The 18,583-nt window shown below is 36.7% G+C and carries 13 protein-coding genes; 12 read left to right on the forward strand and 1 reads right to left on the reverse strand.

Going from position 1 to position 18,583, the window contains the following annotated elements; translation table 11 throughout:
• Positions 1 to 3: 3 nt before the first annotated feature.
• The 7 genes from topA to ACFO3O_RS13085 all read left to right on the forward strand — a co-directional run bounded on the left by topA (position 4) and on the right by ACFO3O_RS13085 (position 9,666).
• On the forward strand, positions 4 to 2,499 hold the full coding sequence (topA, locus tag ACFO3O_RS13055; RefSeq protein WP_379979496.1) for a type I DNA topoisomerase: 2,496 nt from the start codon (positions 4 to 6) through the stop codon (positions 2,497 to 2,499).
• A 3-nt stretch (positions 2,500 to 2,502) separates the two neighbouring features.
• Positions 2,503 to 3,669 (forward strand): formimidoylglutamase, encoded by a 1,167-nt coding sequence (locus ACFO3O_RS13060; RefSeq protein WP_379979498.1) that lies wholly within the window; start codon positions 2,503 to 2,505, stop codon positions 3,667 to 3,669.
• Positions 3,670 to 3,778: 109 nt separating this feature from the next.
• Entirely contained in the window at positions 3,779 to 5,149 is a 1,371-nt protein-coding gene (porK, locus tag ACFO3O_RS13065; protein ID WP_379979500.1) for a T9SS ring complex lipoprotein PorK/GldK, read from the forward strand.
• 69 nt (positions 5,150 to 5,218) lie between these two features.
• Positions 5,219 to 5,848 (forward strand): type IX secretion system motor protein PorL/GldL, encoded by a 630-nt coding sequence (porL, locus tag ACFO3O_RS13070; protein ID WP_379979502.1) that lies wholly within the window; start codon positions 5,219 to 5,221, stop codon positions 5,846 to 5,848.
• A 47-nt stretch (positions 5,849 to 5,895) separates the two neighbouring features.
• Positions 5,896 to 7,458, forward strand: a complete 1,563-nt coding sequence (porM, locus tag ACFO3O_RS13075) for a type IX secretion system motor protein PorM/GldM (protein WP_379979504.1) — start codon at positions 5,896 to 5,898, stop codon at positions 7,456 to 7,458.
• 12 nt (positions 7,459 to 7,470) lie between these two features.
• Positions 7,471 to 8,361 carry a type IX secretion system ring subunit PorN/GldN gene (gene porN / locus ACFO3O_RS13080; protein WP_379979506.1) on the forward strand — a complete coding sequence of 297 codons (891 nt, stop codon included), beginning with the start codon at positions 7,471 to 7,473 and terminating at the stop codon, positions 8,359 to 8,361.
• Between the two features lie 252 nt (positions 8,362 to 8,613).
• Positions 8,614 to 9,666 (forward strand): NAD(P)/FAD-dependent oxidoreductase, encoded by a 1,053-nt coding sequence (locus ACFO3O_RS13085; RefSeq protein WP_379979508.1) that lies wholly within the window; start codon positions 8,614 to 8,616, stop codon positions 9,664 to 9,666.
• Position 9,667: 1 nt separating this feature from the next.
• Here ACFO3O_RS13085 and ACFO3O_RS13090 read toward each other — a convergent pair whose 3' ends face one another.
• Positions 9,668 to 10,063, reverse strand: a complete 396-nt coding sequence (locus ACFO3O_RS13090) for a DUF983 domain-containing protein (RefSeq protein ID WP_379979510.1) — start codon at positions 10,061 to 10,063, stop codon at positions 9,668 to 9,670.
• 59 nt (positions 10,064 to 10,122) lie between these two features.
• On the opposite strand from ACFO3O_RS13090, the gene ACFO3O_RS13095 reads away from it, so the two are divergent.
• From ACFO3O_RS13095 to ACFO3O_RS13115, 5 genes are all read left to right on the forward strand, one after another.
• Entirely contained in the window at positions 10,123 to 12,036 is a 1,914-nt protein-coding gene (locus tag ACFO3O_RS13095; protein WP_379979512.1) for an ABC-F family ATP-binding cassette domain-containing protein, read from the forward strand.
• A 219-nt stretch (positions 12,037 to 12,255) separates the two neighbouring features.
• On the forward strand, positions 12,256 to 13,386 hold the full coding sequence (locus ACFO3O_RS13100) for an efflux RND transporter periplasmic adaptor subunit (RefSeq protein ID WP_379979514.1): 1,131 nt from the start codon (positions 12,256 to 12,258) through the stop codon (positions 13,384 to 13,386).
• A gap of 3 nt (positions 13,387 to 13,389) precedes the next feature.
• Positions 13,390 to 16,677: an efflux RND transporter permease subunit gene (locus ACFO3O_RS13105; protein ID WP_379979516.1), complete on the forward strand. Its 3,288-nt coding sequence runs from the start codon at positions 13,390 to 13,392 to the stop codon at positions 16,675 to 16,677.
• A complete protein-coding gene (locus ACFO3O_RS13110) occupies positions 16,628 to 18,031 on the forward strand; it encodes a TolC family protein (RefSeq protein WP_379979518.1) in 1,404 nt (467 codons plus the stop codon). Before ACFO3O_RS13105 ends, ACFO3O_RS13110 begins: the two co-directional genes overlap by 50 nt.
• Positions 18,032 to 18,090: 59 nt before the next feature.
• On the forward strand, positions 18,091 to 18,270 hold the full coding sequence (locus tag ACFO3O_RS13115) for a CPXCG motif-containing cysteine-rich protein (protein ID WP_379979520.1): 180 nt from the start codon (positions 18,091 to 18,093) through the stop codon (positions 18,268 to 18,270).
• The last annotated feature ends 313 nt before the right edge of the window (positions 18,271 to 18,583 follow it).

Raw genomic sequence — 18,583 nt, forward strand, 5'->3', positions numbered from 1 at the left:
AGTATGGCAAAGAATCTCGTCATTGTAGAGTCACCAGCAAAGGCAAAAACTATTGAAAAATTTTTAGGAGAAGACTATAAAGTGGAAAGTAGTTTTGGTCACATTGCAGATTTACCCTCTAAGGAATTAGGGGTGAATGTAGATGGTGATTTTAAGGCAAATTATATTGTCTCAGACGATAAGAAAAAAGTAGTCAAGAAGCTAAAAGATCTCGCTAAGAAAGCAGAAATGGTCTGGTTAGCAAGTGATGAAGACCGAGAAGGAGAAGCTATTGCTTGGCACTTAGAGCAAGAACTTGGATTAGTGCCAGAACGTACAAAACGTATTGTTTTTCATGAGATTACCAAGACTGCCATTCAGAGAGCTATAGAGAATCCAAGAAAAATAGATTACCACCTTGTAGATGCACAACAAGCAAGACGTGTATTAGATCGACTTGTAGGATATGAGTTATCTCCAGTATTATGGCGTAAAGTCAAAGGAGGTTTGTCTGCGGGTAGGGTACAGTCTGTTTCTGTGCGTCTTATTGTAGAAAGAGAGCGTGAAATTCAAGATTTTACTGCCGAAGCTTCCTATAGAGTTGATGCTACATTTATTAATGAAGAAGGAAAAGTATTCAAGGCGAAACTTCCTAAAAATATTACGAGTAAAGCACTAGCAAAAGCATTTCTCGAGAAAAATGCAAATGCCCAATTTAAGGTAGAATCACTTACAAAAAAACCAGCTACAAAATCTCCAGCACCTCCATTTACCACATCAACATTACAGCAAGAGGCAAGTCGTAAACTATACTTCTCAGTAAGTAAAACAATGACGATGGCACAGCGTCTTTATGAAGCGGGGCTTATTACCTATATGCGTACTGATAGTGTGAACTTATCTGTAGATGCAAAAAACGCAGCGAAAGCAGAAATTATTTCTGCTTACGGTGAAGAGTTTAGTAAAGAACGTAATTATAAAGGAAAATCAAAAGGAGCGCAAGAAGCTCACGAAGCGATACGTCCAACAGATTTCTCCCGCCACTCAGTGAATATAGATAGAGATCAGGCAAGATTGTATGAGCTTATTTGGAAACGCGCTATTGCTTCCCAGATGAGTGAAGCAAAACTAGAGCGTACCAATGTTCAAATAGCATCCTCTGCAGGAACAGATAACTTTACTTCTAACGGAGAAGTGCTGAAATTTGAAGGGTTTTTAAAAGTATACCTTGAAGGACAGGACGACGAAGAGACTGATTCAGAAGACACCGGATTGCTTCCAGCATTACGAAAAGGAGAAGCTCTCAAAAATAGAGTGATCACAGCAACAGAAAGATTTACAAGGCCACCTTACCGATATACAGAAGCATCTCTCGTTAAAAAATTAGAAGAACTAGGTATTGGAAGACCGTCTACCTATGCACCTACCATTACGACAATTCAAAATCGTAAATATGTGGAAAAAGGAACAGTTGATGGGACTGAGCGATCATATGATGTATTAAAACTTTCTAAAGGAGCTGTCACTGAAAAGAAACTAACAGAGACCGTAGGGTCAGATAAAGGAAAATTAGTGCCCACAGATGTAGGAATGGTGGTGAATGATTTTTTAGTAAATCACTTTGAAAATATTCTTGACTATAATTTTACGGCAAAAGTCGAGCAAGATTTTGATGATATCGCCGAAGGAAAGCAGGAGTGGACCACCATGATGAAAGCCTTCTATAAAGATTTTCACCCGCATGTGAAGGATGTTGAAGAAAATGCTGATAGAGAAGTAGGAGAGCGTATTTTAGGAACAGATCCTAAAACAGGAAAGCCTGTGAGTGTTCGCCTAGGTAAATTTGGACCCATGGTTCAGATAGGATCGGTAGAAGACGAGGAGAAACCTCAATTTGCTAGTCTTGGACCAGACCAACAATTAGGAAGTATTACCTATGAGGAGGCAATGGATCTCTTTAAATTACCTAAAGATTTAGGAGAGTATGAAAACGAAGAGGTGCAAGTGAACAATGGTCGTTTTGGTCCTTATGTTCGTTTTGGGAAAATGTTTGTCTCCCTGCCTAAAGGAAGGGATCCTATGGATGTAGATCTTGATGAGGCAATTACCTATATCAAAGAGAAGCAAGCCGCAGATGCCCCTATATACGTATATGAGGATTTGCCTGTCCAAAAAGGAACAGGTCGTTTTGGTCCCTTCATAAAGTGGAACGGAATGTTTATCAATGTCAACAAAAAGTACGATTTTGATAACCTTTCTGAAGAAGATATTATTCAACTTATTGAGGATAAGAAACAAAAAGAAATAGATAAGGTCATTCATAATTTTGAGGCAGAAGGCATACGAGTCGAAAAAGCACGCTGGGGAAGGTCAAATATCATAAAAGGTAAAACTAAAATCGAATTGCCTAAAACGGTAGATGCAACAAAACTCACCTTGCAAGAAGTGCTAGATATTATAGAGAAGCAAGCGCCAAAAAAGAAGACAACACGTAAAAAAGCAACAACGAAAAAGAAATAAATAATGATATTTGATTTTTTGTTGCCGGTCACAGATGTTGCAATAGCACACATTCAGTTGCTACATCATCAATGTATAGGTAATACAATTAGAGTGCATAGTGAACGAGAGGGTTTTCCAGATCTAGAGGATGTTGCAATAGCCATTATTGGGGTACGCGAAAACAGACGAGACCTCAATCATTTAGGGGAAACCGTTTGTTTTACAGAGATTCGGAGAGCTTTTTATGAACTATTTCCTGGAAATTGGCATACTCAAATAGCAGATTTAGGGGATGTTGATAAAGGTGATACAGTCGAGGACACTTATTTTGCAGTGAGAAGTATCACGGAAACCCTCGTAAAAAAGAACATCATCCCTGTTTTTATAGGAGGTAGTCAAGATCTAGTATATCCAATGTATAGATCATACGATAAGTTAGATCAAATGGTAAATCTAGTTAATGTAGATAGCCGATTTGATTTAGGAGACACAAGTAAGCCCTTAGAACACCATTCGTATGTTGGTAAGATTATTGTCGACAAGCCGTATAATTTATTTAATTATAGTAATATAGGGTTTCAGACCTACTTTAATTCGCAAGATGAGATAGATCTTATGGATCGATTGTATTTTGATGCCTATCGTCTCGGAAATGTGACTGCAAATATTAAAAGTGTAGAGCCTGTAATGCGAGATGCAGATATTGTGGTAGTGGATATGGGATGTATAAAAAGTAGTGAATTAAGCTACAGACATAGTAAAATCCCTAATGGTTTTGAAGGAAAAGAGATTTGTGCCATTTGTCGTTACGCAGGAATAAGTGATAAAGTAAGTTCATTCGGAATCTTTGAATATAAGAATGATGCACATGAAGAAACTGCCGCAATGTTAGTAGCTCAAATGCTTTGGTATTTTATGGAGGGAGTGAATTATAGGACAAATGAAGATTTGGATGTAGAAAAAGGAAGCTTCATTACATATCAGGTGCCCATTGATGATGAGGTGCTTACCTATTACAAGAGTAAAAAAACAGAGAGATGGTGGATTGAAATCCCATTTATTTCGAATTTGAATAATAAATTGAAAAGGCATACGTTATTACCTTGCACGCATCAAGACTATCTAGATGGCTGTAACCAGAATATACCAGAAAGATGGTACAAGGCGCGCAAAAAGAATGAGGTATAACCAGTACTAACTAAAAATAGAATGAAAGGTTTTAGACAAATAAATTGTTTATTTGAAAATAAATAAATAGGTTTACGTCCTAAAATCTAGAATACTTAACCTATATCCTATGAAAAAATGTGTTGCATTTATTGCGATATTGACATTGCTATACAGTTGTGGCAAAGGAAATGATCGTGGAGAACTTGTCGGAGTTAAAGGCAAGAGCTGGCATCCAGAGAAGCCCTATGGAATGACCCTCATATCTGGAGGAGCCTTCATAATGGGAAAAAGTGATGACGACATCGCTGCTGTAGAAGACGCCCCTACTAAGACAGTGACAGTACGTTCATTCTACATGGACGAAACCGAAATTACAAATTCAGAATACAGACAGTTTGTAAATTGGGTAAGAGACTCAATCATTAGAACCAAATTGGCTATTATGGCAGACGACTTGGGTGAGACCCCAGGAAGTGGCGGTATTGGAGACTTTGCATTTGCAGATGGTGATACAGATAACTTAAATCCATATCAGCAGTACATGTATGATAACTATTACGGATTAGGCGAGACTGGTTTTGAAGGTCGTAAACTCAATAAAGAAATAGACATTATTTGGGATACGAATGATTATCCAGACGAGTACTACTCAGAAGTAATGGATACAATGTACATTCCTGTTGAAGAAGCATACAACGGTCAACGTACAATTGATGTAGATAAACTTGAATTCAGATATACATATCTAGATATAGAAGCTGCAGCAAGAGTAAAAGGTAAGCGTAAAGATCATATCAAAACAGAAAAAGTAAAAGTATATCCAGATACTACTGTATGGATTAAAGACTTTGCGTATTCCTACAATGAGCCTATGCATAATGATTATTTCTGGCATGATGCTTATGGAGATTATCCTGTAGTTGGCGTAGATTGGATGCAAGCAAAAGCATTTTGTGAGTGGAGAACACTTCATAAAAATGAATATCAAAAAACTAAAAAGAAACAATTTGTAAATCGTTTTAGACTTCCTGGCGAAGCTGAGTGGGAATATGCTGCTCGTGGTGGACTAGAGGGAGGTGATTTTCCATGGGGAGGTCCTTACGCTAAAAACGATAGAGGCTGTTTCTTAGCTAATTTTAAACCTTTACGAGGTGATTATGGTGCAGATCAAGCACTGTACACGGTAGAGGCAGATGCTTACGAGCCTAACGATTACAACTTATACAACATGGCTGGTAATGTTTCAGAATGGGTAGCGTCTTCCTACGACCCTAACTCATATGAATATATGTCTACAATGAACCCTAACGTGAATGACGCTTCTAACCGAAGAAAAGTGATACGTGGAGGTTCTTGGAAAGATGTTGCTTATTTTCTTCAAGTAAGTTCTCGTGATTATGAATACCAAGACTCAGCTAGAAGCTACATTGGATTCAGAACTGTACAAGATTTCTTAGGGCTTGATGAAAAAGTAAACCTACGTAAAGCACCTAAATAACCCCGTATTTTAATTACCCCAAATTTATAATTAACTAAATCTAAACCTTAACAAAAAAACTAAATTATCATGGCAAAATCAAAATCTGGCAAGAAACTAATGAATATGGTCTACGGACTAGGAGCAGCAGTAGTAATTGTAGGTGCTTTATTTAAAATTATGCACTGGCCTTATGGAAATGAAATGCTGATCGTTGGATTACTTACAGAAGCAGCTGTATTTGTTGTTTCAGCTTTTGAATCAGTAGACGAAGACCTAGATTGGTCATTAGTATATCCTGAATTAGCAGGAGGTCAAACAAAAGGAAAAAAAGAAGCTCCTAAAGATGCTGAAGGATTACTTTCGCAAAAATTAGATAGCATGCTTAAAGAAGCAAAAATTGACGGTGAGTTAATGGCAAGCTTAGGAAGCAGTATTCGTAATTTTGAAGGAGCAGCAAAAGAGATTTCTCCGACAGTAGAAGCAATGAATTCTACTAAAAAATACAGTGAGGAAATGGCACTTGCAGCAGCTCAAATGGAATCTTTAAATAGCCTTTACAAAGTACAAGTTGAATCTTCTAGCCGTCAGGCTGAAATCAATGAGCAAGTAACTGCTAATGCAGGGAAACTTAAAGAGCAAATGGAAAGTCTTGCAACTAACCTATCTTCTTTGAATGGAGTATACGGAGGTATGTTATCTGCAATGGCTAAGAACTAATTTTAGTTTGATAATTATTCATTAACTAAAACTAAAAATTAGAACTTATGGCAGGAGGAAAATTATCTGCAAGGCAGAAAATGATTAACCTGATGTACTTAGTGTTTATAGCGATGCTAGCACTGAATATGTCAAAAGAAGTATTATCGGCGTTTGGATCGATAAATGAAAAATTAGCACAATCAAACACTAGTTTTGAGTCTAAAAATGATTTGGCTCTAAATAATCTTAGAGATAAAGCTAGCGAAAATGATGAGTTTGCTAAAGCGGCTTCTACAGCTCAGCAAGCTGCTCAATTATCTAAAACATTTTACGATTATCTTGAGGCACAAAAAAATGCTATATATGAAGGTAATAAAATAGAGGACAGAAAAGATTATGAGTCTATGGATAAGACTCAATATCTTGATGAAACCTATTACAAAAGCGGAAAAGTATCAGCAGAAGGACAAGAATTTTTGGACCAAATGAATGCTTATAGAACGGGTATGGTGGCTCTTGTGAGTGAAAGCAACAAAGGGTTAGCTGACCAAATTAAAAATGATTTTAGTACTGCTGATATTGAAGATAGTGAAGGCATTAAGAAAGATTATATAGGATACCACTTTGTTGGTTTTCCAATGGTTTCCTCTATCACAAAAATGACTCAAATTCAAAATGATATTAAAGTCGTTGAGAACGAGTTATTATCTAAGTTACTTTCAGGGAATCTTAAAGAATTAGCAAAATTAGATAACTATGAAACTGTAATGACGACTTCTAAAGGAGCATATTACACAGGATCTACGTTTGATGGAGTACTTTCTTTAGGTCGTGTAGACGCCTCTACAAAGCCATCTCGTGTGGAATTAAAATTAGATGGTCGTGCTATTCCTCAGGATAAAATTAGTTATGACGGAGGTAAATTAGTTCTAGGAGTAAATACAGGTGGTGTAGGTGATCATGATATCACAGGAACTTTAGTGTATCTTCAAGATGGAAAAGAAGTTCCAGTAGATGTAAAGCAATCTTTTACTACAATCAATAAACCTAACTCTGCTATTATTGCTGCAGATAAAATGAATGTAGTCTATAGAGGCGTGCAAAACCCAATGACAATTACATTTGCTGGTGTTGACGATAGTAAGGTAAGAGCCAGCGGGACAGGTCTAAATCCAGTTAAAGGATCTAAATATGTGATGTCTCCCGGTAAAGGAAAAGAAGTAACTATTAACGTAACTGCAACATTACCTGATGGTGGAGGAACAGTTAGTGATAAAGCAACCTTCCGTATCAAAGATATTCCACGTCCTGTAGGAACCATGCGTAATGATGACTCAGGGTCATTAAAAATGACAAGAGAGGCGGTAGGAGCAGCTCCAGTAGGGGCAGCGTTACCAGACTTTGACTTTGAACTAAACCTAAAAGTAAATAGCTTTAAGTTCAAAGCACCAGGAGCGGCTACTGTTCTGGTACAAGGAAATAAATTAAACGATGCCGCTAGAAATGCACTCAAAAAGGTAAGAAGGGGTGATGTAGTTCAAATTTTTGATATTAAAGCAAAAATACAAGGGAACTCAACATACAATTTAAGAAAGATTTCTCCCGTTCTTATTGAGTTAACAAACTAATAATTTATAATTATGAATCTCAAGAATTTAATTCTAATCGCATTTGCTTTTGTAATGACAACGTCAGTGTTTGCCCAAGGAAATATCCTCAATGCAAAAACACCAGACGAAATGTTTGAAATTACAGAAGAGCAAAAAGCAAATGATAATGATACGCCGCTTCCGTATGGGTATGTAGAAAAAAGAGATGTTCTTTGGTCTAAAAATACGTGGGAAGTAATCGATCTTGATGAACGCGTTAATTTCCCTTTGTACTATCCTATAGATACACTTAACATAGGGTCAGACAGACGTTCATTGTATCAAGTTTTAATGAAAAACATTAAAAACGGTAAAATTGATGCGATCTATGATGATTCATATTTTACTAATAAAATTACATTAGATGATATTTCTGCGGCTCTTAAAGTAGTAGATACGACAGACGACGGTAAAAGAGAGCAAAACGAAGGTTTACCTATCTCTGATTATAATATCGAAACCAGACGTATTACAGCTCAAGACATCAATGCGTATCACATACGTGGGTATTGGTATGTTGATAAACGTCAAGGCGAATTAAAGTATCGTTTGTTAGGAATCGCGCCAGTTTCTGGAGATGTCAACTTCCTAGACGATCCTACTCAAGAAGACATCGAACTTTTCTGGGTATGGTTCCCAGGTGCAAGAGAAATATTGCACAAAGCAAAAGCGTTTAATCGTAAAAATACGTCTATGCCTATATCATTTGACCATTTGTTGAATAGTAGGCGATTCAGTGGAGTGATTTATCGAGAAGATAATGTGCAAGGCGATAGACAAGTGAAAGATTATATCAATAATAATGCAATGATGCAATTATTAGAGTCGACTCGTATCAAAGAAACCATACGTAATCTAGAACAAGACCTCTGGAATTATTAATGTAATTTCAATCAAAATAAAAACCCATTTAGAATGTATTTTCTAAATGGGTTTTTTTCTGTTTCAATTTTTGAGTATATATCTGCTTTTCTTTTTAACATTGACGTATTTTCTCAAATGGCGTACTAATCACTATAGGTCCCAATAAATATGAAAGTCCTAATATTTAGTTTCTATAGTACTATATAATTCAAATTTTATAGACTTTTTTTAAAATCCATTTCGTATAATACATTAGTATCTTTGCAGCCTATGCAAGAAGTAGATTATATTATTGTTGGTTTAGGATTAGCAGGGATTGCTTTTTGTGAGCAATTAGAAAATGCAAACAAAACCTTTATTGTTTTTGACAATGGAATGAATGGCGCTAGTCGCGTAGCTGCAGGGCTCTATAATCCTGTGATCTTAAAAAGATACACGCTTCCTTGGAAAGCAACCGAGCAGTTAGATATCGCAGTGCCGTATTTTAAAAAAATAGCACAAAAAATAAAAGCTAATTGTATTCATGAGATGCCTGTTCAAAAGGTATTTTATTCCGCTGAAGATCAAAATAATTGGTTTGCAGCGTCAGATCAACCTGAGCTAAATCGGTTTATTTCTACTGAGCTTATTCCAGATGATAACCCTAATATTCATGCACCCTATGCTTATGGTCGGGTCCTAGAGACGGGGAGGATTGATATTAAAAAGCTTCAAAAAAATTACCAAGCATATTTGGAGTCTAAGCACGCTTTCGCGAAAGCGGACTTTGAACATTCCCAATTAAAATGCACAGATCAAGGAGTTGAGTATAAAGGAATCCAAGCCAAACACATCGTTTTTGCCGAAGGATACGGACTTAAAAAGAACCCTTATTTTAAACATTTGCCACTTGTAGGGAATAAAGGAGAATATCTTATCATAAAAGCAAAAGAGTTACAATTAACTTCTGCGATTAAATCCTCATTCTTTATTGTTCCTTTGGAAGATGATTTGTATAAAGTGGGCGCTACATTTAATTGGAAAGATAAAGACACCCTCCCTACAAAAGAAGCAAGAATTGAACTTACAGAAAAACTGTCTTCTCTTATTACATGTGATTATGAAATTGTAGATCAGGAAGTAGGTGTGCGTCCTACTGTAGGTGATCGTAGAGCGTTATTGGGAGTACATCCAGAATACCCGCAATTGGCGGTTTTAAATGGACTAGGAACTCGTGGGATTATGATGTCTGCTATGCTCGCGATGTATCTTTTTGATTATCTAGAATATGGGAAAGAACTCCCAGTGGAGATCAATATTACACGTTTTGGTAAAAAGAAATAAGTTAAGAGCCTGTAAGTTGATCCTTAGTCTTATCATAACTCATAAAAAAGTTAATCCAGATATTTCGCGAAAGCCTCATAATCACGGGTAAAAATACAACCATTGTACCTACTATCGCTAAAAAGGTATTTACCAAAGTGGCCCCAATAAAAAAATACGTAATGGTAAACGCTGCAGTAGCAAACGCAATACCCACAGGATAACTTACGTACATGGCTCCATAAAAAAAAGAAGGCTCAATTTTATATTTGGTGTCACAATGTGAACAACGTTCATGCATTTTTAAAGTCTGTGAGAGTTTGTAAGGATTTGGCTGCACGTACATGGATTCGTTTTGACAAACAGGACATTTGCCAAATAGAATGCTGTTCAATTTTGTTCCTTTTAAAATTGCCATACGTAATGTTGATTTACAATGCAAATTTAAGCATCTTTGCAGCAAAATTGCCGTAAGAAATGCTCAATATTCACAATCTTTCAGTATCCTTTCAGGGAGAGTACCTTTTTGAAGAAATAACCTTTAGACTTAACGGGGGAGATCGTGTAGGGCTAGTAGGGAAGAATGGGGCTGGTAAGTCAACCTTGTTGCGCATCATTTCTGGAGAACAAGAGTACGATACAGGATCTATTGCCATTGAAAAAGAAATCCAAATAGGATTTTTAAAACAAGATATTGACTTTGTAGAAGGACGAACTGTCCTAGAAGAATCCTACGAAGCCTTTGCAGAAATAAAGAGACTAGAAAAACAATTAGAAGAGATTAATACCCAGCTTTCAGAACGAACCGATTATGAAACTGATAGTTATAATCAGCTCATGATTGATCTCAACGATATTCAACATCAGTATGAGATTCATGGAGGATACAACTATCAGGGCGATACAGAGCGTATTCTTCAAGGACTAGGTTTTAAAAGAGAAGATTTTGACAAACTTACAGACACCTTCTCTGGTGGATGGCGTATGCGTATTGAGTTAGCAAAGCTATTACTTCAAAGTAATGATATTCTTTTGCTGGATGAGCCAACCAACCACTTGGATATAGAATCTATTATATGGTTAGAAGGGTTTTTGAAAAATTACTCAGGCGCTGTCGTGATTGTTTCTCACGATAAAATGTTTTTGGATAATGTGACCAATCGTACTATTGAGATATCGCTAGGACGCATCTATGACTACCCAAAAGCGTATAGTGATTATTTGGTGTTACGTCAAGAATTGAGAGAACAACAATTAGCTTCTCAGAAAAATCAACAAAAACAGATTGAGCAAACCGAAAAACTTATAGAGAAATTTCGAGCTAAAGCCTCAAAAGCAACCATGGCGCAATCGCTTATCAAAAAACTAGATAAGATTGATCGCATTGAAGTAGATGAGGATGATAATAGCGTAATGACGCTTAAATTCCCTATTTCTTTAACCCCTGGAAAAGTAGTGATAGAAACCGAAGGTATTGCCAAAAGTTATGGTGACAAAAAAGTATTGCAAAATATAGATCTTCTCGTAGAGAGAGATACCAAAACAGCTTTTGTAGGACAGAACGGGCAAGGCAAGTCTACACTTGCAAAAATTATCGTGGGAGAACTGGAGCATCAAGGCCATCTCAAACTGGGGCATAATGTGCAAATAGGGTATTTTGCCCAAAATCAAGCCGAATATCTAGACGGTAGCAAAACAGTAGAAGACACTATGATTGATGCTGCCGATGAGAAAACAAGACCAAGAGTACGTGATATTTTAGGGTCTTTTCTCTTTAGGGGGGAAGAAGTAGATAAATATGTGCGTGTCCTTTCGGGGGGAGAGCGCAATAGACTCGCGCTGGCAAAGATGATGTTGCAACCTTTTAATGTCTTGGTAATGGATGAGCCTACCAATCACCTTGATATAAAATCCAAAAATGTACTTAAAGCTGCCTTAAAGAGTTTTGGAGGAACGCTTATTGTGGTGTCACACGATAGAGATTTTTTACAAGGCCTGACAGATCGGGTTTATGAATTTAAAGATCATCGTATTAAAGAATATTTAGGTGATATCGACTATTATCTAGAAAGTAGAGAAGTAGATAGCTTACGCGAAATTGAAAAAAGAGATGATCAACCCGTAAAAGCGGAAACCAAGAAAGACAATAAGCAATCCTATGAAGATCAAAAAAAGCTAAAAGGGCTTCATAATAAGCTAAGCAAGATAGAAGCTCAGATCAATAAACTGGAACGAGAAATAAAGGCCATCGATGTAGAGATGGAAATCAATTACGATGCGACGGTAGCGCAACCAAATTTCTTTGATAATTATCAAAATAAAAAGAAAGCTCTCGATCAATTAATGGAAGATTGGGAGGTAACCTCAGAGCAAATTGATCAATTGGGATAGAAAAAGAAGTGCATCATCTATTGGTTGATGTGTTTTTTTCTTGAGTGAGAGGATGAGCAACTCAGATAATGAATTAGATAAGGGGTTCTAAAAGGAAACTCTATTTAAATTATGAGTTTTTTAACGATATGATACAAAGAGCCTGCATACTTTTGTGTCGATTCGTTTTTATGGAATTTCATTGAATACGGTCAACTCACCATAACCAACCCAAAATTTATGAGAATATTTTTACAAATTGTTGTTAGTCTTCTAATTGTGGCCTTAGGTGGCTTTGCTATGGTGAAGCTTTTTGGCTTGGATAAAAAAGAAAGACCAAAGCCAAAACCTGTGGTAAAAACTGTGTTTGTAGACACGGTACAAAATGGTTTGGTACCTATAGTTATAGAGGCAAACGGTAATCTTACTGCAAAACGTAGGGTAGAGTTATACTCAGAAGTACAAGGCGTTCTCATTGGAGGTGCCAAAGTTTTTAAGCCAGGACAGGTTTTTAGAAAAGGAGAAACCCTTTTGCGATTAGATGCTGATGAGTTTAGGGCAAGTGTCAATTCTCAGAAAAGTAATTTGATCAATCAAATTACAGCCATATTACCTGATTTAAGAATAGATTACCCAAATGCTTTTCCAAAATGGGAAACGTATGTGAATACGTTTGATATTAATACATCTTTACCAGAATTACCGCAAATTACTTCAGACAAAGAACGCTATTTTATCACAGGACGTAATATTCTTACTTCTTATTATAATGTAAAAAACTTAGAACAAAGACTATATAAATATCGTATCGTAGCTCCTTTTACTGGAATATTGACAGAAGCTAATGTCACGGAAGGTGCTTTAGTGAGAAGTGGACAAAAAATAGGTGAATTCATAGAAACAGGTATTTATGAACTTCCTGTAGCGATTAGCAAGAGTTATGCAGATTTGTTAAAAGTAGGTAAAGAGGTTACATTAAAAAATCTAGATGATTCAAAACAATACAAAGGAATCGTTACCCGTATCAATGGGAATATTGAACAAGCTTCTCAAACTATTACTGCTTTTATAGAAGTAAAAGACGAAGCTCTAAGAGAAGGGATGTATCTCGAGGCAAGACTCAATGCCCGTGAAGAGGCGGATGCTATTACCGTAAATAGAAACCTACTGCAATCAGAAAGACAATTGTTTGTGCTTAAAGACTCCGTTTTAGATATTATAGATGTTAAACCTGTTTATTTTTCTGAAAAGTCGGTGGTTGTTAAGGGGGTGCCTGATGGGACTATTTTGGTAAACAAACCTGTTCCTGGGGCTTATGCAGGAATGAGGGTAAAAGTATATGAACAAACTAGTGCAGCTAAAAACGAATAAGTCATGAGAAAATTAATCTCTTACTTTATAAGGTATCACGTTGCTGTAAATGTAATCGTTATTGCTTTTGCCGTATTAGGAATATTGGGTGCGTTATCTATGCGCTCTTCATTTTTTCCTTTAGTAGATTCAAAAAATATAGTAATCACTATTGTATATCCTGGAGCTTCTCCTCAAGAGGTAGAAGAAGGGATTGTCTTAAAAATAGAAGATAATCTTAAAGGATTGGCTGGAGTAGATAGGGTAACATCGACTTCAAGAGAAAATAGCGGAAGTATCAATGTTGAAATAGAAAAAGGAGAAAATATTGATTTCATGCTTCTCGAAGTGAAGAATGCGGTAGATCGAGTGCCGTCATTCCCTTCTGGCATGGAGCCTCTGGTGGTGTCAAAACTAGAATCGATACGACAGACCATTTCTTTCGCGGTAAGCGGGAAAGACATTCCACTAGCGACCCTTAAACAGATAGGACGTCAAATTGAAAACGACCTTAGGGGAATAGAAGGGATTTCACAGATTAGTATCTCTGGCTATCCTGATGAAGAAATTGAAATAGCTGTCAATGAAAATAATTTACTCGCTTATAATATTTCTTTTGATGAAGTATCGCAAGCTGTTTCAAGAACCAATATCTTAACTACAGGAGGAACTGTAAAAGCAGATGCTGAAGAGTATTTAATACGAGCCAATAACCGATCGTATTATGGTAACGAACTTGAAAATATCATAGTTAGGGCAGATGCCTCTGGACGTACCATACGTTTGAAAGATATTGCGACGGTAAGAGATCGCTTTTCTGAAACTCCCAATGCTACTTTTTACAACGGAGAAACGGCTCTTAATGTAGAGATTACGAGTACCAACTCAGAAGATCTTATCTCTAGTGCTGAAAAAGTAAAAGAATACATAGAAGATTTTAATGTAAAGTATAATAATGTTCAGTTAAGTGTGATTTCTGACCTTTCCAAAACATTAGTGCAACGTACAGAACTCCTCACGGAAAATGCAATTATAGGAATGATCCTCGTGCTCATTTTCTTAAGCCTTTTCTTAAATACACGTTTAGCTTTTTGGGTAGCTTTTGGATTGCCAATAGCGTTTTTAGGAATGTTTATGTTGGCGCCTTACTTTAATGTGACCATTAATGTGCTCTCCTTGTTCGGGATGATTATTGTTATAGGTATTTTGGTAGATGATGGGATTGTTATTGCAGAAAACATATATCAACATTATGAAAAAGGAAAAGAACCTATTCAAGCTGCCATAGACGGCACCATGGAAGTAATTCCTCCTATCGTATCTGCAATCATCACCACGGTCTTAGCCTTTGGAATTTTTCTTTTTCTAGACGGTCGTATTGGAGAATTTTTTGGGGAAGTATCTGTCGTTGTTATATTAACGCTAGCAGTATCGCTGGTAGAAGCGTTGATTATTCTTCCCGCGCATTTAGCGCATTCAAAGGCCCTGCGCAAAGAGGGGAAGAAACCAACCACAACGATCGGGAGATTGTTTTCAAAATTGAGATACATCAATACCTTTGGAGATGCCATCATGACTTGGCTGAGAGATCGAGTGTATAGTCCTATCTTACGAACTACCCTCAGATACAAATTTATTACGGTTTCCTTATTTCTGTTTATCGCTTTATTAACTGCAGGGAGTTTTGGAGCAGGAATTATACGAGGTGCTTTCTTTCCGCAAATAGCAAGTGACCGTGTTCAGATTACGTTGAATATGCCTAATGGTACCAACGAGAAAGTAACAGATAGCATTATTTCTTTTATTGAGGAAAAGGCAATAGAAGTAAATAAAGAACTTACTGAAAAGTATCTAGCAGGCACAGGGAAAGAACTTACCGAAAATATTATCAAAAATTTAGGTCCAGGAACGGCAGCAGCAACGTTAACCATGAACTTATTGCCTGGTGAAGAACGACCGGATGCTATTACCTCGGCATTAGTCACTAGTAGCTTGCGCGAAAAAGTAGGAGAGGTGATTGGAGCTGAGAGTCTGGTTTTTGGAGGAGGTGGTAACTTTGGGGGAAGCCCCGTTTCGGTTTCTTTGTTGGGAAATAATATTGAAGAACTGAAAGCAGTAAAAAAAGAGCTGAAAGATGTCATGCTAGCTAATGAGCTTTTAAAAGATGTGACAGATAATGACCCTGCAGGAATCAAAGAAATACGCATAGAGTTAAGAGAACAAGCCTATTCATTAGGCCTTAATCTCAGTACAGTAATGGCGCAAGTAAGATCTGCATTTTTTGGTGCACAAGCTCAACGTTTTCAAAGAGGGCAAGATGAGATACGCGTATGGGTACGCTATGATAAAGAAGATCGCTCATCTATTGCAGATATGGATGCCATGCGTATCTTATTGCCAAATGGCGATCGGGTACCTCTTCAAGAAATTGCAACCTATACGATACAAAGAGGGGATGTAGCGGTAAACCATCTCGAGGGGCAAAGAGAAATACAAATATCTGCAGATCTTAAAGATGTAAAAACGACAGATCCTACAGATATTCTAGCAGAGATACGTAACGAGATTATGCCAGAGATACTCTCTAAATATCCAACGGTAACCCCTTCTTATGAAGGTCAAAATAGAGAGGCAAATAAGCTTACAGATTCCTTAGGGCCTGTGGGACTTATAGTAATACTTCTTATTTATATCACGATAGCATTTACATTTCGTAGTTATAGTCAGCCTATATTATTGATATTATTAGTGCCGTTTAGTTTGCCAGCAGTTGCCTGGGGGCACTGGGTGCATGATTTTCCAGTAAATATCTTGTCTATGTTAGGTATCATTGCGCTTATTGGGATTATGGTAAATGATGGGCTTGTCCTTATTGGAAAGTTCAACACCAATCTCAAAGAAGGAATGTTGTTTGATAAAGCCATTTATGAAGCAGGTAGATCACGTTTTAGAGCGATCTTTTTGACCTCTATTACTACGATAGCTGGACTCGCACCCTTAATCTTTGAAACCAGTAGGCAAGCACAATTCTTGATTCCGATGGCAATTTCTATCGCCTATGGGATTGGATTTGCAACCATTTTAACGCTGATTCTTTTACCCATCTTTTTATCCTTCAGTAATAGTATTAAAGTAGCACTGAGATGGATATACCACGGTGGAGAAGTTACCAAAGAAGAGGTAGAAAGAGCTATCAAAGAACAAAAAGAAAGCGAGTCGCACTTACATTCAGATGAAGAGCTAAGTCATGCTTTAGAAGAGAATGAAAAATCACATCCACAACCTATTACAGAACAACCCCATGAGTCTTAAGCAGTATTACATATTTTTTGTTCTCGTTGTATTCGCTTTCGCGAAAGCGTACTCACAGGAAACCCCTTCTAAAGTACTTTCTAAAGAAGAGGCTGTCTCCTTGATGCTTGAAAATAATTTTGGAATTAAATTAGCGAATAATCAAGTTGAAATTTCTGAAAATAACACTAGTATCCTTAATGCTGACTATCTACCTACAGTAACAGGAAATGCAGGAGCAAATTTTGATAGAACCACTAGTAATACGGATTTTGGAGGTGCTTTAAATCAAGAAGGCGTTCCAAGACCTGACATAGAAATTGTAGGAGCAGAGACCACTCGATATAATGCTTCTATAAATCTAGACTATACGTTGTTTGATGGATTAGGGCGGTATTACAATTATAAACAGCTGAAAGAGCAGTATAATCTCACGCAATTACAAGCCCGTGAAACCATAGAAAATACGATGCTACAGCTTTTTTCTGTCTATTATGAAGTTGCCAGACTTAAAGAGAACGTTATTATTTTAGAAGAAGCGCTTCGGGTAAGTAAGGATAGAGAAGTCAGGGCGCAGTATCAATTTGAGTATGGGCAAGTTAATAAGCTTCAAGTGCTTAATGCAAAAGTAGATATCACTACAGATAGTATTAATGTTTTAAATGCTAGGCAGAATCTGCAAAATGCGCAACGCGATCTCAATGTAGTTCTCAATAGAGATTTAGAAAACAAGTTTCAAGCAGACACAACGGTTACTTTTGTAAACAAGCTTCTTATGGATAGTCATATAGAGCAGGCATTGCAAAATAATGTAACACTGCTTCAGTCAGAAAAAGATATAATGATTAGTGATTATCAAATCAAAACAGCAAGAGCCTTGTTTTTGCCTACGGTTGGTTTGACAGGAAGTTATGGTTGGAATCTTTCTAACAACCCTGCTTCTGCCTTTTTTCCAAGCACGACAAGTACTTCTAATTCTCTTGCAGCAGGAGCTACACTACGATGGAATCTTTTTGATGGTGGTAGATCTATTATCGCTTTAAAAAATGCTAAGATTTTTAGAGAAAATCAAGAGCTAGCCAAAGAGCAATTAAAACAACAAGTGCAACGAGATATTGCAAATGCAAAAGGAAATTATAAAAATGCACTTGCCATTTATGAAATGCAAACACAAAACGTGAGAACAAATCAGGATAATTTTGAACGTTCTCAAGAACAGTTAAAACTTGGACAAATTTCAAGCATTGAGTTTAGACAAGCGCAATTAAATCTTTTGAATGCTGAAGTGACTAAGAATGCAGCAAAATACACAGCAAAATTAGCTGAATTACAACTGTTGCAATTGACAGGGCAACTTTTGAATGTAGCTTTCTAAGTGTCTCAAGGTTTATAAGAGTAATATATATATATATATATATATAATATAGTATAGGCATGTTTGAGCATTTTTTTCAATGTCCGTATTGTTGGGAAGATATTTCCATGCTGATAGATCCATCGGTAAATGCATCCTATGTAGAAGACTGTGAGGTGTGTTGTAACCCTATTCAAGTAACTGTTAGTTTTGATCAAGGAGAACTCCAGTCTTTTCAAGCGGAGAGTATAGAGCAGTAATGGTACCTTTCCTTTGTATAAGGCTCAACATAATCAAAACACGATGGTTTGTCTTTGTAATATACCCCTCTATTTTCCAATCCTTTAAAATTATTTCAAAAAATCTTTTCATTTTTAGTTTTTGATTGTGAAATACGTGTTATCTTTGCTGTCCGCTTTTTGGTAAGCGCGTTCTTTTAGATAGTGTTTGGTTTGTTTTTAGGTAGGGATAAAAAAATAAAAATATTTATTTTTTTTGTTTGTTTAGAAGTAAAATTAAATTGTACATTTGCACCCGCTTTGAGAGGGAGTATATGGATAGAGATTTAAAAGC

The sequence above is a fragment of the Dokdonia ponticola genome, assembly GCF_042653865.1.
Classification (GTDB): Bacteria; Bacteroidota; Bacteroidia; order Flavobacteriales; family Flavobacteriaceae; genus Dokdonia; species Dokdonia ponticola.